Here is a 22063-nt window from a genome sequence, read left to right on the forward strand (position 1 = left end):
AAAGGCAAAAGGCAACCGGCAACGGTCAACCTTCAATCTACCCTAGGGGAACGCCAAAGGCGAACAACCTTCAACATCTGATGCTAACTAAAAACTTTGGTGAGAATTTCAACAGCGGGGTCAACTTCTAGCCACACCGTAGCCCCACAATGCTTAGGACAATTGGGTTGATAGACTAACCGAGATGGACCTTTGATTTCTACATAATGACCGTAGGTGTTGCGGTTGCCTTGTTTGACGGTCAAAACAGGCTTGTAAGTATCGTATTTTCTATTTTCCTTAATAATGTGCTGGTTGACATGGATGTAAGTCGCCACCTTTTGAGCAACTTTTTTCCAGGTTCCTTTTGGTCCACGCTTACCAGGAATGACTCTGGGCATGCCGTTAAATAGGGGAATTTGCCAAAATCTGCCAACTTTTTGAGCGCCCTTAATTCTGCCGCTTTTGAGAAGTTGGCGAACTCGTTGGACACAAATTCCTAAAAGATAAGCTGCTTGAGTGGTTCCAATTGTAGTTATCTGTTGTGCTGCCATGTCTTTGCCTTTTAATCTAGCGCTATTGTTTTTTTATAATCTTATTGTAACACAGATTTTTAAATAGCGCTAGTGTTTTATTAAAAATGTTACATAATTTAATAGGCAAGTTTTTATATAGCGTTATAGTTTTAAGGGTGAAGTGAAAAGTACAGTACTAGTTCCTTGATGTCGTTAGCTTAATAAGGGCGCTAGCTTTATTCAGTGTTGTTAGTGGTTTTATATAGCGCTATTAATTTCAACGCAAAGGGAAGACATGATCTAATCACCACAATTTTAATAGCGCTATAGTTTGGCTAAGCATTGATCACACAACACTTGACCACTGAGGCACTCAAAAATATTTTCCCAGTTACCTAATTTTAAAAACGCTGCTCGAACTTCAACCATTCATAATCATCCAAGGTTTGCACCTCATCACTTAGGTCAACCCAGGGTTGTAATTGTCCTGCTTGAAAGGTACGACTCATGACTACATAAATCGATGTCTGGTCCCCACCAATTCCGACACTTTGTACCGATTTCCAAGACTTAGCTTGTAATTCATCAATTACTAACCATCGCTCACCTTGCCAATAAAAATATCTGCGAAAGCAGAAGGGAGCGTCTTTTTTACCAGTAATTAATAATTTCTGTAATAATTTCCGAATTAAATTGGGAAAGAAGCGTCCTACCGTTAACATCACTCCCCGCAGAATTAGTAAATTCATTGGAGTCATTTGCTTTTGTTTCGCCCATCCCAAGTTTCCCTCAATCAGAATTTCATCCTCACTGACTTTAACTTGATAGTCATCGATCAGATGACCGACGGCATTTTTAAATTTACCTCTTTCTTGTACTAGTAGGGAAAAATGGGTATCTGAAGCAATTAATTGATTGTCTCGAAATATCTTAAAAACACCTCCTTTATTCAAAGCTAAATAAAGTTCTGTACCGCGACGGCGGTCAATTAGGATGTTGGCGTCTTTCAACCACACGCGACCACTGGGACGGGGAGTTGGTTTGGGTCGGTTGCTGACAAAATCCCGCCAAGATAGGAGATAATTCCAGGTATGGTGACCAATAATGTGATCATCGGCGTAACAGGGAGCAAGACCATTAGCTAATCCCACCAAGAAGCGGTCATTAATCTCTAGGGCTTCTGGAAACCAGCGTCCTACTAATTCAAAGCCATGGGGAAAAAAGTTGTAAGTGTTACGGCTAGTGTATTCTCCCCCATAAGAACCATCGGGATGGATGAATTGTGCGGCTAATTCGACAGCTTTGATCAGAGCTTCTTTTAGGCGTGGGTCTAATCTCAACAGATAAATCCTGGCTAGGCAGGAAATCGTTAAGGTGTGGTAGCCTGGGTCGCAGCCTTCGTATTCTATAAACCAGCCTTCCGGACTTTGCCAGGATAATACTTGCTCTAGTCTTTGCGATCGCGCTCTATCCCATTGATTGGTATGCAACAGTTCCGATAGCAGGTCTAAACATAAGACAATCAAGGCTTGGTGGTTGCTCAGCTGTCCACTTTCCATGTGATGGGCTAGCCAATCTGCTCGTTTTTCAAAGAATTGTAAGGCAATGGGGTTATGGAGTCCCATGGCTTTGTAACTTTCGATGCTAGCCAATAAGGAAAAGGCAGCGGCTCCAGCAGCACGCTCAAAAGGGAAATAATCATCACAGGAGCCATCGGGATGGGAACTGGATGCAGCAAAAAGTATCCCTGCTTCGACCCAATCGAGAATTACTGGTTGCTGGTAGAACGGGTTATCTGGTAAATCGGTATGATAGGCTAGTGCTAGAGGCCAGACAAATTCCTGTGCCATCCCACTAGGGAAATCAATGATTTTATAGTGCCAAAAGTTACGGTCGAAGCAGCCGTAAGTGGGACTGTGGGGATTGCGGTCTAGCAGAGTAAGGATTTTAGGGATTTGGTTTAGGGCTTGACGGGCGAATAGGTCTCTGGTCATTATTTACAGCTGAGTGAGTTAGTCCGACAGTCCGAGAGTGATTAATTCTTTTCAGCCAAAAGTAGTCTTAAGAGTTTCCAACTATAGCAAGTAGTCTTAAGAGCGTCCCACTATCACAATAGAACTATTCTTGATTCAAGAAACTATTGGCAAATTCTTCTCCTTCTCTCCCCTCCTTTCGGTTTTCCCGCTGTGCTTGATTTCCAGTTGATGGCAAATGGGGAGTGTGATTGGAGTCAACATCCAATCGGCGTAGTCGCAGTTGGATATCTTCTAGAAGTTGACGATTGACTGCCATTAGGTCTGCCACCAAGCCAAATATCCACAGTTGAAAGCCCATTAGAATCAGAATAGCAGCTAAAACTAGGCTGGGTACGTGAGCTTTGGGAGTACCAGCGAAGTATAGAATTAACCAACGAATCCCCAGTAAGGTTCCTAGGGTAAATGGAATTGTCCCCAAGGTGATAAAGAATCTCAGGGGGTTGTAGGTCATGGAGATTCGCAGGATAGTGATTAGCGATCGCTTAACATAGGCACTGATACTCTTTACTAGACGGGAGGGGCGTAAATAGCGATTGGTGCGGATTGGGACAGAGGTGATAGCGATGCCTTTTTGTCCAGCTTGAATGATAGTTTCTAGGGTGTAGGTGTATTCATTAAAGACATTTAGCTTTAAGGCGGCTTCTCGGCTAAAGGCTCGGAATCCACTGGGAGCATCAATGATATTAGTATTGCTAGCAATCCTGACTACCCAACTCCCGAATTTTTGTAGACGCTTTTTAATGGGGGAGAAGTGCTTAATCTTCTGAATCGGTCGCGCCCCGATCACTATTTCGGCTCGACCTGATATAATAGGTTGTATGAGTTTGGGAATGTCATCAGCGCAGTACTGATTATCCGCATCGGTATTGACAATAATGTCCGCATCGGCTTTCAAGCAAGCTTCTATTCCTGCCATGAAAGCTTTGGCTAGTCCCTGATTGTGTTTAAAATTGACAATGTGGTCTACGCCATAGGAGCGGGCTACGTCTACGGTGCGGTCTGTACTGCCATCATTGATAATTAGCCACTCAACGGTATCTACACCCCTCAGTTGACGGGGAAGCACCGAAAGGGTAATCCCTAGGCTATTTTCTTCGTTGTAGCAGGGGATTTGAATAATTAGTTTCGTCATCGATGGTGACGCTTAACGCTCAAAAATGGGAAAAACTCTGGTGCCTTTGATTATCGCAGACGCAGGGACAAGAGTTTTGGTTTCTTGATTATGGTAGGTTATTGGGGGATTATAGCAGTTTTTAATTGGGAGTCAAGGGAGTCAAGGGAGTAGGGAGTAGGGAGTAGGGAGTAGGTAAAGAGAGGGAAGTGTAGGGAGCAATGTTTGTGTTTTTAAAATATTTGATTTGTGAGACAAAAATATGTTGTCTCCAATAAGTATAGCGCTATAGTTTTTGTTAAATGAGGTGATAGCAATGCTGATGAGAGTGTTACCGCTCTGAAATTTTACGCTATCGATAGGATTGAGAAAAATTAAGCGATTGGCCTACGGCCACGCTACGCGAACGCATTGCTAATCATTAGCCTACTACTTCTCATTGTTTACTATATCGCTAGATTTTATTAAAATTCAGCGATCGCAGTGGTAATTATTACTTTACCACTTATCGAATTTCACCCTATCCTAGGCTTGAGCAAAATTAAGTAATCCTATTGCTTGTAATTAGTTGGCTAATTTTCGCTAATTACTATAGCGCTATTTTTAAGCACAATTATTCAAGGGCAAAACTGATCAGAGTTTGATCACTATTGAATTCTACGCTATCGATAGCATTGCTCTAAATTACGTGATCGCCAAACTGGTGATTATTTTACCACTCTCGAATTTTACAATATCGATAGACTTAATCAAAATTAAGGGATCACATTGTTTGTAATTAGCTGACCAATCGGATTTTATCGGATTTTATTAAGGGCGATAGGGTTAATTTCTATTCAGCAATCACAACGCTGATCAGGATTTGAGCACTAACGGATTTTACTCTAGCGCTAAGTTTTATCACAACTAAGTGATGCCATGGCTAATGATTAACTTACCACTTACCGAAGTTTCTTATAGCAGTAGACTCAATCACAATTAAGGGATTGCAAAGCTAATCATAATGACCACTTATGGGCGTTTACTATAGCGCTATACTTTATAAAAACTAAGCGATCGCACTGCCCATCTCTATTTTACCACTTATCGGGGTTTATTATAGCGTTAGGTTTTATCAAAACTAAGCGATCGCAACACAATCATGCTAGGTAGACTTTGGTTGAGAGCCAGACACCACAGGGGCGCTAGAATTCAAATCCAACTTTGGATGGTCTCCTGCGACTTGCTGTAAATTCCACTGATTCTTAAACAATAGCACTGGACGTCCCCAATTATCTTTGACTGTCACGGTATTAAACAAACGCCCAGCTTTTTCCAAGGCTCCCCAGCCACCGGCTACCCAACGAGCCACACTATAGGGCAACATATCCAACCTAGTCTCTACGCCATACTCATTTCTGAGGCGAAACTGGACTACTTCAAATTGCAACTGTCCCACTGCTGCCAGAATTGGGTCCCGCTTGGACTCATCAACGGAGTACATAATTTGCACAGCCCCTTCTTCCCGCAACTCCTTGACCCCTTTTTGGAACTGCTTAAACTTAGAGGGGTTAGGATTCTTCAAATAAGCAAATAACTCTGGGGAAAAACAAGGAATACCTTCATACTCCAACTTCTTACCGTTGTAAATCGTATCCCCAATGGCAAACACCCCTGGATTATTCAAACCAATCACATCCCCGGCATAGGCAACATCAATGGATTCTCGGTCTTGAGCAAACAGCTTTTGGGGTCTTGACAAACGGACGGTTTTACCAGTACGAGCATGGCTGACAGTCATATCCTTTTCAAACTTACCCGTACACACCCGCACAAAGGCCACCCTATCCCGGTGCTTGGGGTCCATATTGGCTTGCAGCTTAAACACAAAGCCACTAAAGTCTGGATAAGTTGGAGGAATATCGCCTACTGTGGATTTACGAGATTCTGGTTTGAGGGCATAGTCCAAAAAAGCATCTAGAAACAGCTGCACCCCAAAATTAGTCATGGCACTGCCAAAGAACACAGGGGTCATTTGACCGGAATGAATCAGCTCTAAATCCAGGTCTGGACCAACACCATCGAGAATTTCTAACTCTTCCTTTAGTTGATAATATAAGTCTTGTTCTAGGAGCTGCTCAATCTGGGGGTCTCCCAAATCAACTACCGTATTCTTCGCCTCCCGGGATCCGTGAGCGGTGCGTTCAAACAAGTGAATTTGTTGTCTTCGGCGGTCAAACACTCCTTTAAAGCGATCGCCCATGCCAATCGGCCAGTTGACCCCATAGGTTTGTAACCCCAGCTCCTGTTCAATTTCATCGAGGAGTTCTAGGGGTTCTCGTGCGGGACGGTCAAGCTTATTGACAAAGGTAAATATAGGAAGCGATCGCATTTTGCACACTTCAAACAATTTGCGGGTTTGGGGCTCTAGACCCTTTGCTGCATCAATCAGCATCACCGCATTATCAGCTGCTGCCAGAGTGCGATAGGTATCTTCACTGAAATCTTGGTGTCCGGGTGTGTCCAGTAAATTAATCTGACAGTCGAGATAGGCAAACTGCAACACCGTGGAGGTAATCGAAATTCCCCGTTGTTGCTCCATTTCCATCCAGTCCGAGGTTGCCTTGCGCTGAGCTCGCCGTGCCTTCACTGCTCCGGCTTCGTGAATTGCTCCACCATAGAGTAATAATTTTTCTGTCAATGTGGTTTTACCCGCGTCCGGGTGGGAAATAATCGCAAAGTTACGGCGGTGTTCAACAGCGTTGAGCAATTCTGCTTCAAGTTCAGTGGACATCCAAAAAGACTAGATAGGGGACTTTCGCTTAATTCTTACATAACTCTCTATATATTATAGCGTTTCTGATAGTAAGGATCTACACAGCTTTGTTTCCCTATTCCCTACTTCCTACCTGAGAGGGATATATTTTTTACTTCATGGTCAAACCTGGGACTTCACGTCAGGATATAAACCGGAAAACAATGAATAAATGATAATTGTTAACGACCAATAGGTATATTTCTCTATGCGCCCCACGACCCACCCGGTCACCACACACTCACGTCTTTCTTAAAGACCTAACCAGCAAGCCAATTTCCCTATTCCTGTTTTTCCATTTCCTTTTCCCTACTTCTGCCATAAGTCTAGTAATTACTAACTCATCAATGTCGTGATTTCATCCCTAATTTGGGACGGACTTTACGACCTATCGTATAGCGTTATAAACGCTAAAATACTGGTAAGTAAAAATTAAATCTATTATCTAAATTAAGGAGCTAAGCTATGGTGTATGACCAAAAAAATAACATCAACTATGACCCCGACAAGCGCAAGCTGTTATCAGCATTATGTCACGGAGCAATTTTCATTAGTGTCTCATTTATATCCGTGTTAATTCCCCTGGCTATCTTGTTAATATCCGATGACCAAGTAGTCAAAGATAATGCCAAAGAGTCCCTTAATTTTCACTTCAATGTCTGGCTATATGAGGTAATTTTTGGGGCTTTGACTATTATCCTGATTGGTTGGCTTTTCCTGCCTCTGTTATTTATTTTAAGTTTGGTACTGCCGATTATGGCAATTCTCAAGATTCTTGGGGATCCCAATGTATCCTACCGCTACCCATTTATTTTCCGTGTGATTTAAATTAGCGCTAGGGTTTTAGTGAACCTGAGTGAACAGGGGGGAGCATGCCATGGTTGCAGAAAGAGTATTACAGTAGGCCAGAAAAATGCCATCAGACCAAAGAATTTCGTTCGTCCCGGACTTCCCCCTCTTTGCACCCCTGAGAAAAACCTGGAAGATGTAAAATGTAACGAAATGCAAAGTATAATGAGAAGAACACCCCTAAGCGAAAAATTTACAGTATTACCATCACATGCGAGTTGCGATCGCTGGAGCCGGACTAGCAGGGCTTTCCTGTGCTAAATATCTAATCGACGCTGGTCACACCCCGATTGTCCTAGAACGACGAAATGTTTTAGGCGGTAAAGTGGCAGCCTGGAAAGATCAAGATGGAGACTGGTATGAAACTGGTCTCCATATATTTTTTGGTGCCTATCCCAATATGCTGCAGCTAATTAAAGAACTGGGTATTGAAGACCGGCTGCAGTGGAAAGAGCACACCATGATCTTTAATCAGCCAAATCAACCCGGAACTTATTCCCGGTTTGACTTCCCGGATATACCAGCTCCCGTCAATGGGATTGTGGCAATTCTGCGCAATAACGACATGCTGACCTGGCCCGAGAAGATTCGCTTTGGGATAGGGTTGATTCCGGCCATGCTTCAAGGGCAAAAGTATGTCGAACAAATGGACAAATACTCCTTCTCGGAATGGTTGAAAAAACAGAACGTACCACCGCGAGTAGAGAAGGAAGTCTTTATCGCCATGTCTAAGGCACTAAACTTTATTGGGCCTGATGAAATTTCGTCCACTGTAATCCTAACTGCTCTTAACCGCTTCCTACAGGAAAAGAACGGTTCCAAGATGGCATTCTTGGATGGTTCTCCCACCGAGCGACTCTGCCAGCCCATAGTTGATTATATCACACAGGGAGGGGGAGAAGTACGCTTGAATGCCCCAGTTAAGGAATTTTTACTCAATTCAGACAACACTGTTAGTGGATTCTTGATCCGGGGATTGAATGGAGCGCCCGATCAAGTTCTGACAGCGGATGCTTATGTATCAGCTATGCCGGTAGACCCTTTAAAGCTGATGATACCCACACCTTGGGGTGAAATGGAATTCTTTAAACAGCTGGATGGGCTAGAGGGGGTACCGGTCATTAACCTGCAGATGTGGTTTGACCGCAAACTGACGGATATTGACCATCTGTTATTTTCCCGATCACCTCTGCTTAGTGTCTATGCTGACATGAGCAATACCTGCAAAGAGTACGCCAATCCTGATCGCTCAATGTTGGAATTGGTCTTAGCACCTGCTAAAGATTGGATTGGCAAATCCGATCTCGAAATTGTGAATGCCACCCTAGCAGAACTGGAGAAACTGTTCCCCAAGCATTTTGGTAGTGATAACTCAGCTCAACTGCTAAAATACCACGTGGTTAAGACTCCCCGTTCGGTATATAAAGCAACCCCAGGACGCCAGAATCACCGTCCGTCCCAAGACACACCCATTACCAATTTCTTCCTAAGCGGGGATTACACTATGCAACGATACCTAGCAAGTATGGAAGGAGCCGTACTTTCTGGTAAGCTGACATCGCAGGCAATAAATAACAACAGCACTAGGCTTTCAAAAACCAGCGCTCAACCACTAGCCGGCAATCAGAAAGCAGAGATTGACACCCCGTTAGTCTCTTCACCCATGCCAAGGGCCAGTACTGAGGGCTGAAGGATGAAAGTTGAAAGCTTCCAATCTCCAACGTTGCTAAGAATGCTCCAACTGCCCAAATCTCAGCCCATGAGAAACCTGGCCTCCCGGTCAAAATCCTACGAATTATGCCGCCAGATTACGGCGAAGTACTCTAAGACGTTTTATCTTGGCACCCTACTAATGCCAGAAGCAAAACGTCGAGCCATCTGGGCAATATACGTCTGGTGCAGACGAACTGATGAACTAGTCGATGGTCCCCAGGCGGCTTTAACCACTCCTGAAACCCTAGATCAGTGGGAAGAACATCTGGAATCTATATTTGCCGGACATCCCATCGATGACTATGATGTGGCTTTGGTCGATACCCTAGAACGGTTTCCCATAGATATTCAACCCTTTAAGGATATGATTGCCGGTCAGCAGATGGATCTCTACCGTAGTCGCTATGAAACCTTTGATGAACTGAATCTTTACTGTTATCGGGTGGCGGGTACGGTGGGGTTAATGTCTAGTTCTGTACTGGGGGTTGACAACTCCACTAGTAAAGCACCCTGGGATCAGCAAATAGATTCCTATAATCCAGTGGGAGAAGCGATCGCATTAGGAATTGCCAATCAGCTAACTAACATCCTCCGAGATATTGGAGAGGATGCTAGACGAGGTCGTATTTACATACCCTTAGAAGATATGGAACGGTTTAATTACACTGAGGACGATTTGTTCAAAGGTGTGGTTGATGACCGTTGGCAGGAACTGATGCGTTTCCAAATTCAACGGGCAAGGGATTACTATACCAAAGCAGAAAGAGGTATTAGAGCCCTAAGCCGTGATGCCCGTTGGCCGGTTTGGTCTGCGTTGATGCTCTATCAGAAAATTCTCAATGTGATTGAACACAACCATTACGATGTATTTAGCCAAAGAGCCTATGTACCCAAACTCCGTAAGATGTTATCCTTACCGATAGCCTGGCTCAGAGCACAAGTTTTATAGCCAAACCATGGCAAATCCTTAATGGCCAATCTGTCAAGAAATCCCCATCCTAGATATCGATGGGTTTTTTTTTACCGTTGATCAAGGGCAGCAAAAGAGTGGGATACAACAGGAAAATACTATCAATTCTATTTAATGGTGCTACAAATGCTTGGGATTGGAAAAGGAGAAGGGGGAAGGGGGAACATCAAAGGGCAAGGGGTAAAGGAAGATATTTATTACCCTTTAAGATTTACTGAAACTCTTCCTATTGGCAGCAAACATTTATAGAGGTTTATAATTAGCGCGGGTTACAAAGCGCTATAAGTCTCTTCACAAGGGATGTACTTCAGCCGTTGAAGTGCTATATACAATTTCTGAACTATGGTCGATTACACGAGCTTAAAACTGAAGGCTGAGGATGGATAAAGGTATCGATACGTCGTATAATCAGCAAGTCCAACCACTTTTGTCATATAGTAAGGAGATGTTCATGTTTGAACTGGATGTTGTTTATTTGGAATCCGAATACGCCCACAAGAGTCCTCAGGAAATCCTGAAACTGGCTCTTGACAAATTTGACAACATCGCGATCTCTTTCAGTGGTGCGGAGGATGTAGTTCTTGTGGATATGGCATCCAAGATTAAGCCAGATGTGAACGTGTTCTCCCTCGACACGGGTCGCTTGCACTCCGAGACTTACCAACTACTTGAGAAGGTAAGACAGCACTATGGAATTCCACTGGAGGTGATTTTCCCGGAAACGGATGCAGTGGAAGCACTGGTTAAACAAAAGGGGTTGTTCAGTTTCTACCAGGATGGTCACAAAGAGTGCTGTGGTATTCGCAAAGTGGCTCCCTTGCGTCGCCAACTGGCTAAGCTAGATGCTTGGATTACGGGTCAGCGAAAGGATCAGAGTCCTAGTACTCGCGCTAATATCCCTGTTGTCCAGGTAGACAAGGCGTTCTCGACCCAAGAACGAACCCTGATTAAATTTAACCCCCTAGCTAACTGGAGTTCTGAACAGGTGTGGAAATACATCCGCACTAATGATGTGCCTTACAATCAATTGCACGCTAAAGGTTTCGTTAGCATTGGCTGCGAACCCTGTACTCGCCCAATTCTGCCCAATCAGCATGAACGGGAAGGTCGCTGGTGGTGGGAAGGGCAGAAAGAAAAAGAGTGTGGCTTACACAACACTACAGAACAGGTAATGACGAAGAAGGAACACCAAACAGTAAGGGTTTGAGCAACCCTCACGGAAATTAACAGACTAGGTAAAAAATTTCAGTTCAGGTACTTAAGCATTGCGGCACAATCAATAAGTTGCGGTTGAAATCCTAATTTTTAGGTAGAAGTGGGGAGTGGGTTGTGATAATTTCTTTATTACGCTTTTGAAAAACAACTCAGTATTGAATACTACAGAATGAAAATCACGTTAGTAAAAAAAATCAACAAGGACGGTAATTTCTGTCGCAAGTGCGTCAATGTGGTAGAAAAACTTGAAAAAAAAGGATTGATGGATCGAATAGACCAGATTGTGGTTGCTGATGAGCGTCAGCAATCTAGCGAGGGACTAGATCTAGCTATAAAGCACGGGGTAGAAGCAGCCCCTTTCTTCATTGTTGATCATGATGACGGTTCGACCCAAGTCTATAGCACTTATGTTCGTTTCTTCAAGGAAATCTTGAATCACAAGACTTCTGAAAGGGAAGAGGTATCGGAGATCATGGATCGATACCCTGAACTAGATTTCATCTAAAAAACTGATTGCTGTAATCGTAACACTGGGGTGATCAGGTCATGTTAGCGTAGCTCGACGAAGTCCGGTGATGGAAATATATCGGTTCTCGATTGGTTCTCGGTTAATTACCAAAGCGGGATACTATAGTCGCAGCTCGCTGACAATTCAACCAACAAAGACCATTTAAGCAAACAACTAGGAGTTGATGATGAAAAAAGTTGTAGTTTTAGGCGGTGACGGATTTTGTGGTTGGCCCACAGCTCTCCATCTATCTGATAGTGGTCATGACATTGTAATTGTTGATAACTTGTCACGACGCAACATTGATAATGAGTTGGAAGTGAGTTCCTTAACACCTTACCAGCCGATGTCCACTCGTCTCAAGACATGGCTTGAGGTTTCTGGCAAACAAATCCAGTTCTATAACTTCAATGTAGCGAAAGACTATGATCGCTTACTCAATCTATTCCTAACCTATCAACCGGATGTGGTGATTCATTTTGCCGAACAGCGGGCTGCACCTTATTCGATGAAGTCATCTAGCCATAAGCGCTACACGGTAGATAATAACTTGAATGCGACCAATAATCTGCTAGCTGCGATTGTGGAATCGGGTTTGGATATACATGTGGTCCATTTAGGAACCATGGGAGTCTATGGTTATGGTACTGCTGGGATGAAGATTCCGGAAGGGTATTTAGATATCCAGGTGACTACGGATGAGGGGAAAATGGTACAGCAGCAGATCTTGTACCCAGCCAATCCGGGCAGTATCTATCACATGACCAAAACTCAGGACCAGCTGTTTTTCTCTTACTACAACAAGAATGATGGGGTACGGATCACTGACCTGCATCAGGGGATTGTTTGGGGAACTCAGACCAAGCAGACAAAGCTGGATGAACGGCTAATTAATCGGTTTGATTACGATGGAGACTATGGTACGGTCCTAAATCGGTTCCTGATGCAGTCAGCGATTGGTCATCCGTTGACAGTACATGGAACAGGGGGTCAAACCAGGGCATTTATCCATATTCAAGATACGGTGCGGTGTATAGAGTTAGCGATCGCAAATCCTCCGGCTTCTGGGGACAGGGTGAAAATCTTGAATCAGATGACCGAAACCCATCGGGTGCGGGATTTGGCACAGATTGTGTCTGATATCACTGGGGCGGAAATAGCCTATCTAGAGAACCCAAGAAACGAATCAGCAGAAAATGAACTGGCTGTGGAGAATAAATGCTTCTTAGAAATGGGTCTCAAACCAACCACCTTGGTTAAGGGTCTGATGCAAGAGGTAATCGAGATTGCAGCTAAATATGTCGATCGTTGCGATCGCTCGAAGATTATCTGTACATCACTGTGGCGGCAGAAGGGCAATGGGGTGAGTATGGCTGACGAAACTTCTGCTCAAACCACATCCGACAAAACGGCGGTGGGTGTAGGTGCCAGTTAAGAATTAGGTAGCGCGTAAGTGGGAGCACATCTTACCTTGAGCGGTCAGCTTTTTATGGTCAGTCTGGTTCTGTTGGCCTTGCAACTAATAGCTGATCACAAGGACAGCATGGGCGTAGCACCATTACTGACTGCTCAAAGTATCTGAAACTCTGGCAATCTTAATAAGTTCATCAGTAGTGAAACGTCTTGCTACCCTAAAACTAGTTGATCCGATTGTCTGTTATGTATCAAACTGACCCCCCTCGTCCGGCAAAGGAAACCCTACCGACGATGTATGATCTCCCTAGTGAAGATCCAGAGGAACCAGGTTTGCCAGACGAGTTTCATGATTTTCAACCTCAGCTATTACGGGAGACGTTCTGCCCACCGAGTTACCCAAGGGATCAGATCTTTGTGGGGGCTGACTTAAATCTTTACTATGATGTGCGCCATCCTCAATGGTACAAACGACCGGACTGGTTTGGGGTAGTTGGGGTGTCTCGGTTTTATGAACAGCGAGACTTACGGTTGAGTTATGTGATGTGGCAGGAAGGGGTGAGTCCATTTATCGTAGTGGAGTTGCTCTCTCCAACGACGGAATCAGAAGATTTAGGGCAAACCCTACGGGATATCGATCAACCTCCAAGTAAGTGGGAGGTTTATGAACGTATCCTTCGTATTCCTTATTATGTCGTGTTTAGCCGATACACCAATGAGTTAAGAATTTTTGAGTTGAAAGGCTTAAACTATCAACAGGTAAGATTGGACACCGAAAGATTCTGGCTCCCAGAATTAGGACTGGGCTTAGGAGTATGGTCTGGGTCATACCAAGAGGTGAATGGACGATGGTTACGCTGGTATGATGAATTAGGGAACTGGATTCCCACAGGCTCTGAACAGGCTCAACAGACTCAGCACCAGTTGCAGCAGACTCAGCACCAGTTGCAGCAGACTCAGCAGCAATTGCAGGAGGCTGAACAAGAAGCTCAACTCGAACGCCAGGAAAAAGAAATTGCTCAACAGCAGGCAGCGAGATTAGCAGAACGTCTGCGACAGCTGGGGATTGACCCAGGAGAGGTGTAAAAGGTGCCGTTGGCAGCAGAATAGAAAAGCCGATGCTCGGTACGAGCCGCTACGCGAACGCATATAGCAATAGCCGTCTCATACAAAATCCTGTTCCCAAACCCCCCTTATCTGCATAGCCATAGATTCCTGGAATACAAAGATTTGGTCGATTTTTATAAAAGGGTTTTGACAAACGGATTTGATATAAGTCCACTTATACGCTTAGTTCAGTTCTGGAGTATTTAGTTTGATTATTCTAATAATACGTCCAGCGTCGTTTTTTGTCCATTTGCTCTCGCAACGCCCTATAGCGACGTAAGGAGTTTAGCGGTGGGAGGATGTCAATCATGGCTCACGGGGTGACAACAAAGCTCAAACCTAGATAGGTGTTGGGTTTTAGGTTTTAGGTTTTGGGGAAAATGAGCGCATCGGAGTCATTTGTATTTACCAGCAGTTGAAGCAATTTTCACGCATACTTCGTCAATGATAGTTTTTATCAATCCATACCCGCACGGACATTGTTACCTAACACCTAACCCCTAAAACCTAACACCTGTATGACTTTCAATTGCCTTGTCATCCCGTGAACAATCATGGTTTACCACTGCCTCACCAATATTGTTTGTTAGAAAGCTAGCTTTTTTTTATAGAATGATTATAATTGTCATAAAGTATCTATTCGAGATTGTCTGCTGGTGAACAAAACTAACGAGCGTTTTGACGTTGTAATTGTGGGGGCTGGGGCTGCTGGAATTGGCTGTGCAGTAGTCTTAAAATATTTAGGAATTGAAAACTTTGTCATTTTAGAACGACATCAAGTAGGGGCTTCTTTTAGGCGTTGGGCTGAAGAAATGCGATTCATTACGCCGTCGTTTCCCAGTCATGGTTTTGGATTGCTGGATCTCAACGCAGTAGTTTTAAATACTTCTCCTGCCCTCAGTTTCAGAAAGGAACATCTTTCGGGGAAAGAATATGCCCTATATTTGGAGACTGTAGCAGAGCATTTTCAACTACCTATAAAAACCGAGACAAATGTGAAAACTATTGCAGCTTTACCTCAAGGCAAAGGCTTTGTCTTGGAAACTTCTAAAGGCGAGTTGCGTTCACGCAGTGCCTCAGCTTCGCTGAGATCGCAGTTTGTGATTTGGGCAGCAGGAGAGTTTCAATATCCCAATCTTAATCCGTTTCCAGGAGCAGAATTCTGCATTCATAATTCCCAAATACGTTCTTGGACAGAGCTTAAGGGGAAAGAATTTGTAGTTGTGGGAGGCTATGAAAGCGGTGTAGATGCAGCGTCAAATTTGGCAGCATTAGGGAAAAAAGTAAAGTTAATCGATCGCCAGAGTAGCTGGTTAAACTTAGACTCAGATCCTAGTGTTTCTCTGTCTCCTTATAGTCTAAAACGTTTAGAAATAGCTTATTCTATGGGTCGGGTCGAACTAATTGGAGAACAGCACATTGAAGCAGTCAAAGCAGTAAAAAAAGGATATGTGGTGGAGAGCGAGTACGAACAGTGGTTTAGTTCCACACCGCCAATTCTCTGTACGGGATTTAACAGCAGTTTAAAACAAATCGCACCTCTATTTGACTGGACAAATGGCTATGCAGCCCTGACTCAAGAAGATGAGTCTACCCTAACTCCAGGATTATTTGTCGTCGGTCCTTCAGTGCGTCACGGCGATATAATTTTTTGTTTCATTTATAAATTTCGGCAGCGATTTGCTGTGGTAGGAAATGCGATCGCTCAACGTCTGGGAATCGATCCAAGTCCATTGGAAGCCTATCGCCGAGAAGGTTTGTTCTTAGATGACCTTTCTTGCTGTAATAACGATTGTGTTTGTTGAACTATAAGCTGCACGGGCTTGTTGTTGAACCTGCTGAGGCAAATCAGCAAACATTTTGCGGAATTGAGCGGTAGTGCGTGATTTCACAGCTTATGAAGTACGACCTCTCGTCTTGATTCGCTGCAAATTTGATCGTTAGCAATATGTTTACAGTTCCATGTTAAAATTAAGGGTTAGGTTACATTTTGGCAACATCAATGTATTTCACGGAACTTCCTTGCACTCTTAATCCAAACCGGAATGCTTTCTTTGGATTTTATTGATACTCACTAGTAGTGCATTAGATTCTACCAAGCCAAGCTCTTTTGAAGGTTCATAGATCACGTATCGTTTCGGCAAAGGAAAGAAATCATCTGTATCTGGATTTAAAAAATTGGTATCAGAGTTCAGGAGCCTAGCTCCATTTTTTTCATGAAAGGATAAGCAGTATAACCGAATCTTCCAAAGCTTACAAACATTCAGAAGAGCGAACTTCAAGGCATTATCTTCACCTAAAAAGTTATACTGCTTCTTTGCTACTGCGTACTTCAAGGGTATTTTTTCAATCTTACCTTGCTCAGTGATTGGAAGCTTTAGAGTTACAAACACCTCACTACCAGCAATCACGGCAGTAGGATAACCTTCTTCATGATTTCTCATAAACTCGAGTAAGTCTTTAGAGCTTTGCACCTGACCTTCTGAATTGAGAAAGTAGTAAAGGTTTTTGTTTTTTGCTATCAAAGCAGCAAATACCGCAACACATTCAGAAGATGGAGAAGCACCAAGCAAAAGTTGTGCGTAGGCTTTAGACATATTCTTTTGAAGGTATATGACTCCGTGATCGATCCGAGCTGTTAGTCTTACCTTTTCGGATACCAGATAAGTAACAGGAATTTCTCCTTGGTCATATGATATAAAGTACTGAAATCCTAATTGAACATGCTTATTCTTTTCAATAAATTTAATTTCAAAACCACAATATCCTTTTCTAGATAACAATAATAGTATTTTCAAATACAGAGAGTTAACATCCAAAATAGCTGAGGGAATTTCCATTAATACTTGAGCATTTTCTGGTTCAAGTACTTGATCTCTAAGAAAATCAGCTATGGCTTCTAGTTCTGATATGGATTTATCTTCATTTAGCAATGCTCGAGTCTCTAATAGAGATGTTTCAATCAAAGAAAAAGATTTATACGAAACAGTATGTTTATGGGCATTGATGATTCCTATGCTAATACTATTAAATTCAGAACCATCAACAATTCCAAGAAATATACTAGGACTTTGCGATTCTTCAACACAACTATTTAAATCATTTCCAGCGGGATTAAATGATTTCCTTGTTCGATAACTAATTTCCCTAAAAATTACCTTTAAGAGCTTTCCTAAAAACATAGCTTGATGTAGCTACCTAGTGTGACTCGAATGATTGCAGATATAATTTATAGCATAATAATCTTCAGCAATCGCAGAACTTTCTGATGCCAATTTTTACTACAAGAGAAGCAATAACAAAAGGTGGAAATCCTATTAAAAATGGCGTAATAATATCAGCAATAGCAATAACCAAATTAATATTGTCAGCCAGTATAGGGTCATCAATTCTATTACAGAATTCCCATTCCTTACAAACCTTATCATAAATAAGTTGTCGCAAATTTTGAAATTCTTTTCTCCCCGCTTCCTTTTCTCCTGATGGTAAAAATAGATTCCCTTTGTACTTGTCCGAATAGGCTGGTATTAATGAATAAAGCTCATCTTCATCCAAGAAAAGATACTCCTCTATTTCCTCTCTTTCCAATTTGCTAATTTCCCTTAACTCCATATCATTTCTCTCAAGAACTTAGCAAGCTAACTATGAATTATACGGATTTTTTCCATCTAATCACCCCCAATACGGATTTTCTTAAGATTTCATCCGCATAACACTCTGCATAGGGATGTTATACGGAAATTTTCTGTATAATTTCCTTAAAGCGCGTTTTATACGGATTTGTTTGTGCCTATGATCGACACAACTCTATTGGAAGCCTATCGCCGACAAGGTTTGTTCTTAGACGACCTTTCTTGCTGCGATAACGATTGTGTTTGTTAAAAAACCTAAGTTGTATTTACAAATACCATAAGTTCCGATCCCCTAAATCCCCCTTAATAAGGGGGACTTCTGGATTCTCCCCCCTTTGTGAAGGGGGGCTGGGGGGGATCGAATTAATAACTAGCAAGTTGAGTTAAAAAGTAAAGTGAATATTTTTACGCCGTCAAAATTAGAGCGCGATTGTATTGTGGTCATTGGGAAAGAGAGTACGGGCAAGTCCCAACTAATTGCTTCTCTTACAGGACAGACTGCCCATAGTGCCAATTTTCGCGGTTCTACAGTGACTTGTGACACTTATCAATCTGAAGCCTATACCTTTATCGATACTCCTGGAATTCTCTATCGTTCCGACAGCGTAACTACTAAGAAAGCTTTAAGACAGCTACAAGAAAATGACACAGTGCTATTGATAGTCAAGGCAACCGAAGTAGATCGAGATTTAGCAGATCTACTACCTTTAGTAGCAGATAAAAGGGGCATTGTTGTGATTACTTTCTGGGATAAGGTATTCTCGACGGTTCATAACGGACATCTCACGGGTCTGGGGCAACCCCAGACCCCGTGTCCTCCTCAACAAGTGGTTCGGGAATGGAGGGAAACTTCTAGCCTGAGCATTGTCACTGTAGATGCCCGCCACACTACTACAGAACAAAAAAACTCGATTTTGGCTTCTCTGCAAGAACCTAATCCTTTTCCCGTACAATGGATTCCTAGAAGGGCTGGCTGGCATATTCAACCCCAACCAACGCTGTTAGAACATCCTCGACTAGGCTGGTTATTGGCGATCGCTTTATTACTTATTCCTGCGATTATTGCTGTCTGGGGTGCTAACTCCTTTGCGACTTTAGCAGATCCTATAGTCCAAAGTGCGATCGCTCCCCTTCTTGAGCCTTTATCCCAACTCCCAATCTGGTTAAGAGAAATACTGATAGGTCAGTATGGACTGATAACTATGAGTCCGTTGCTGTTTATTTGGGCGATGCCCACAGTAATTCTTTATGCCATATTCTTGGGCGCATATAAAGCTAGTGGGTTAATAGAACGAATTACCATTGCTCTCAATCCTTTACTCCGTCCGTTTGGGTTATCGGGACGGGATTTAGTACGAGTAATTCTGGGTATGGGGTGTAATGTTCCTGCCGTGATTAGCACCCGTGCCTGTTCTAGTTGTTCTAGGGGAACTTGTATTTCCGCGATCGCTTTTGGTTCAGCTTGTTCTTATCAGTTTGGCGCAACTTTAGGGGTCTTTAGTGCTGCTAAGTTACCTTACTTGATAATTCCTTACCTGCTGTATCTAACCGCAACCACCTTGATCTATACCTACATCATTTCTTCCCCTACAGCTAAATCGAATCAGAATCCCCTAGTAATCGAAGGAAGAGCATTTTTAGAATTTCCTCATTCGTCAGTAATTTGGCGCGAAGCTAAGTCAACTATTAATCAATTTTTGTTCAATGCAATTCCCATATTTTTAGTTATTACCGTTATTGCTTCTGTGTTAAATTGCTTAGGAACGATCGCAGCTTTAGCCAATATTATTAACCCTTTGATGGGATTGTTTAATTTACCCACTGAAGCCTCATTGCCTATTGTTTTAGCTTCTATTCGCAAAGATGGACTGCTATTATTTGCCGAACCAGAAACCTTGGCTATGTTAACTCCATTGCAGGTTTTGACTGGGGTGTATCTAGCAGGAGTATTGCTACCTTGTTTAGTTACTCTGTTAACTATTACGCGAGAACAGTCTCTTCGATTTGCCTTATTGCTGTTAAGTAGACAGGCGATAGCTGCGATATTTTTTTCTCTATTACTTGCTTGGGGAGGATTATTAATCAAGTAATAAGTAATGGGCGATCGTTAGTTTAGGGACGAAAACCTACGGTAAGACCACTTGAGCTGCGGTAAGAATCCTTTAAACCCTGATTAATACCAAATCCGTAATATACTCAATACAAAATCAGAATGTCAAATGCCCAAAAAAGATTATTTAGCTGACCATGGTTAACTTATGACTAACTTTTATAAGCTTTTATAAACCGGATTTGGTATCAGTTATGAACTTGAAAATCACCCGATAAGTTGTTTGTCACTATTAGTCCTTGGCCTGATATCAAGTTCCCTATTCCCTTAACTATCAATTATTATCTGAAGTATTGTTGATTTGAACATTATTGTGACTAGTACCATTGTGGCTAGTCCCATTGTGACTAGTACCATGGGATTGTCTGGCCATCCACTGAGTCAATTCCTGAGATAGCTGAGTTAGGGACTCAATTAACTGGTGTGAAACCTCTACAGGAAAATTACCAGAACGGACGTGCAAATCTAGCTTAGGAAAGGGAATATCAACATGGTAATGACGTAGTATTTCTTCAATCAGAAAGTAAAGCTCACTCTTGATTTGGAACTGCTTGGGAGGGTCTTCAATCCAAACCAACAACTCAAACTTGAGGGCATTTTCTCCAAATCCAGTAAAAAATACATTAGGGGCAGGTTGATCTAAGATTTCTGGATGTTGAGAAGCTGCCTCAATCAGAGCACTACGTACTTTAATTGGATCTGAACCATAGGCCACGCCTACGGGTAATTTTAATCGGGATACTGGATTATTGTGAGTCCAGTTGACCACTTCAGCTTCAAGAAAGCGAGAATTGGGGATAATGATTGAGACTTGATCCAAGGTCAGGATTTCTGTACTCCGAATACCGATATTTTCTACTGTTCCCATCAGTTCCCCAACATTCACAAAGTCCCCTACTTGGATCGGACGCTCAAAAATGAGTACCAAACCGCTGACACATTCTTTAGCAATTCCCTGGATTCCCAAGCCAATGCCCACACCCAAAACTCCGACAAATACAGCTAGAGAACTAAAGTCGATTCCCCACAACTGCAATAGGACAATAACACCGATAAAGAGTATGGCATAATGGGTAATCAGGGCAATAGTCTCCTGCGCAGGGCGGCTGAGATTGGTGAGGCGAAGAATCCGCGATCGCAAAACTTTTTTTACTACCTTGGCTAGGACTATCAGAGCAGCAAATAACCCAATCAAGCTTAATAACCCTAAGACAGAATAGGGTTTATCTCCCACCCAAATGATTTCCCACGTCAAGCTTTGAACAAATGTGTCGTTAACTTGGCGGCTCAACTGGCGAGTTTGGGGAAATAGGTTACTAGTATAAATCAGGGTAAATACTAGGATAGTGAGCCGGAAAAGGAGTATGAGAGTCCCGCCTGCAATTTCAGCACGTAAGGCAGGTTGGCGACGGTGTCGATGGGTTGACTTAGTTAGCTTTTTGTGAAACAGCCATTTAATCCGGTGATCCCACAGCGAGCCTACTCCCCAACTAGACATGATTCCCCATAAGCCACATCCAACGGATAAGAATACCGCTTGCAGGATATAGTCCTCGGTACGTTCGATAAACGCCCGTTCCATGGCATTCTGTAGCAGTCTTTGCCAAAATCGGGCTTGTTCCTTGGGACTTCTTCCGGTTAGAGTATCATTGGTGGTTACCGATAGCAAGTGGTTACCATTTACCTTAATCACTGGTAAATTGTCAGTCCCAGCGATTCCTACGTCTATGGTTGGTGGTGCTGTCTCGATGATATGCTTGAGGGTATCACTGACGTAATCAGCCCGTTGTTGAGCAGTTAATGAACCAGCCGGTGCTACCTCAAACAGAGGACGCCCATCTAGGAAAATAGTTACCCGATTCAGATTGTCCTGAGCCACAATTGGCGCAGCTGCAATCAAGCAAGCGATCGCGATCGCTCCAATTACTACCAAGATCACTTGCGTCAGCCAATATCGGCAGCGAAAGAAGGGATTCATCAGCTACCAAAAATATTGCAGTTGAGAGCCAGGAGGCTTTAGCCCCGTCTAATAGGAAGCCAAAGAAAGGGAAGCCTAGTGTTAACTGTACTTTAGTGTTAACTAAAGTGCCTCTGTAGCATTACTTAAGAGA

The 22063-nt window shown here is 42.9% G+C and carries 16 protein-coding genes; 9 read left to right on the top strand and 7 right to left on the bottom strand.

Translation table 11 applies throughout. The annotated features are described in order from the left end of the window. Positions 1–83: 83 nt before the first annotated feature. From F6K46_RS17475 to prfC, 4 genes are all read right to left on the bottom strand, one after another. The gene (locus F6K46_RS17475) at positions 84–533 is read right to left on the bottom strand and encodes a helix-turn-helix domain-containing protein (protein ID WP_293058024.1); all 450 of its coding nucleotides are present in this window, start codon (positions 531–533) and stop codon (positions 84–86) included. Positions 534–895: 362 nt separating this feature from the next. Beyond that, positions 896–2488: a hypothetical protein gene (locus F6K46_RS17480; RefSeq protein ID WP_293058027.1), complete on the bottom strand. Its 1593-nt coding sequence runs from the start codon at positions 2486–2488 to the stop codon at positions 896–898. 124 nt (positions 2489–2612) lie between these two features. Continuing rightward, positions 2613–3662, bottom strand: a complete 1050-nt coding sequence (locus tag F6K46_RS17485; RefSeq protein ID WP_075901097.1) for a glycosyltransferase family 2 protein — start codon at positions 3660–3662, stop codon at positions 2613–2615. A 1123-nt stretch (positions 3663–4785) separates the two neighbouring features. Beyond that, on the bottom strand, positions 4786–6414 hold the full coding sequence (gene prfC / locus F6K46_RS17490; RefSeq protein ID WP_293058031.1) for a peptide chain release factor 3: 1629 nt from the start codon (positions 6412–6414) through the stop codon (positions 4786–4788). Positions 6415–6900: 486 nt separating this feature from the next. On the opposite strand from prfC, the gene F6K46_RS17495 reads away from it, so the two are divergent. The 8 genes from F6K46_RS17495 to F6K46_RS17530 all read left to right on the top strand — a co-directional run bounded on the left by F6K46_RS17495 (position 6901) and on the right by F6K46_RS17530 (position 16015). Next, the gene (locus F6K46_RS17495) at positions 6901–7263 is read left to right on the top strand and encodes a DUF4870 domain-containing protein (RefSeq protein ID WP_081431251.1); all 363 of its coding nucleotides are present in this window, start codon (positions 6901–6903) and stop codon (positions 7261–7263) included. Between the two features lie 232 nt (positions 7264–7495). After that, positions 7496–8974 carry a 15-cis-phytoene desaturase gene (gene pds / locus F6K46_RS17500; protein ID WP_075901099.1) on the top strand — a complete coding sequence of 493 codons (1479 nt, stop codon included), beginning with the start codon at positions 7496–7498 and terminating at the stop codon, positions 8972–8974. A gap of 42 nt (positions 8975–9016) precedes the next feature. Further along, on the top strand, positions 9017–9946 hold the full coding sequence (gene crtB / locus F6K46_RS17505; protein WP_075901101.1) for a 15-cis-phytoene synthase CrtB: 930 nt from the start codon (positions 9017–9019) through the stop codon (positions 9944–9946). Positions 9947–10418: 472 nt separating this feature from the next. Then, a complete protein-coding gene (locus tag F6K46_RS17510) occupies positions 10419–11174 on the top strand; it encodes a phosphoadenylyl-sulfate reductase (RefSeq protein ID WP_198954314.1) in 756 nt (251 codons plus the stop codon). A 177-nt stretch (positions 11175–11351) separates the two neighbouring features. Then, positions 11352–11687, top strand: coding sequence for a hypothetical protein (locus F6K46_RS17515; protein WP_075901103.1), 336 nt, complete (start codon positions 11352–11354; stop codon positions 11685–11687). A 187-nt stretch (positions 11688–11874) separates the two neighbouring features. Further along, a complete protein-coding gene (locus tag F6K46_RS17520; RefSeq protein ID WP_293058036.1) occupies positions 11875–13125 on the top strand; it encodes an NAD-dependent epimerase/dehydratase family protein in 1251 nt (416 codons plus the stop codon). Between the two features lie 224 nt (positions 13126–13349). Further along, positions 13350–14189, top strand: a complete 840-nt coding sequence (locus tag F6K46_RS17525) for a Uma2 family endonuclease (protein WP_293058039.1) — start codon at positions 13350–13352, stop codon at positions 14187–14189. Between the two features lie 677 nt (positions 14190–14866). Continuing rightward, entirely contained in the window at positions 14867–16015 is a 1149-nt protein-coding gene (locus tag F6K46_RS17530; protein ID WP_293058042.1) for an NAD(P)/FAD-dependent oxidoreductase, read from the top strand. A gap of 225 nt (positions 16016–16240) precedes the next feature. Here the strand turns inward: F6K46_RS17530 and F6K46_RS17535 are convergent, their stop codons facing one another. Both F6K46_RS17535 and F6K46_RS17540 read right to left on the bottom strand, forming a co-directional pair. Next, the gene (locus F6K46_RS17535) at positions 16241–17392 is read right to left on the bottom strand and encodes a hypothetical protein (RefSeq protein ID WP_293058045.1); all 1152 of its coding nucleotides are present in this window, start codon (positions 17390–17392) and stop codon (positions 16241–16243) included. A gap of 64 nt (positions 17393–17456) precedes the next feature. Beyond that, on the bottom strand, positions 17457–17822 hold the full coding sequence (locus F6K46_RS17540) for a hypothetical protein (RefSeq protein ID WP_293058048.1): 366 nt from the start codon (positions 17820–17822) through the stop codon (positions 17457–17459). A 415-nt stretch (positions 17823–18237) separates the two neighbouring features. Between F6K46_RS17540 and F6K46_RS17545 the strand changes: the two genes are divergently transcribed. Then, the gene (locus F6K46_RS17545) at positions 18238–19932 is read left to right on the top strand and encodes a nucleoside recognition domain-containing protein (RefSeq protein WP_293058051.1); all 1695 of its coding nucleotides are present in this window, start codon (positions 18238–18240) and stop codon (positions 19930–19932) included. Positions 19933–20226: 294 nt separating this feature from the next. Here the strand turns inward: F6K46_RS17545 and F6K46_RS17550 are convergent, their stop codons facing one another. Continuing rightward, positions 20227–21930, bottom strand: coding sequence for a mechanosensitive ion channel domain-containing protein (locus F6K46_RS17550; protein ID WP_293058054.1), 1704 nt, complete (start codon positions 21928–21930; stop codon positions 20227–20229). Between the last annotated feature and the right edge of the window lie 133 nt (positions 21931–22063).

Source organism: Moorena sp. SIO3E8 (genome assembly GCF_010692445.1).
Lineage (GTDB): Bacteria > Cyanobacteriota > Cyanobacteriia > Cyanobacteriales > Coleofasciculaceae > Moorena > Moorena bouillonii.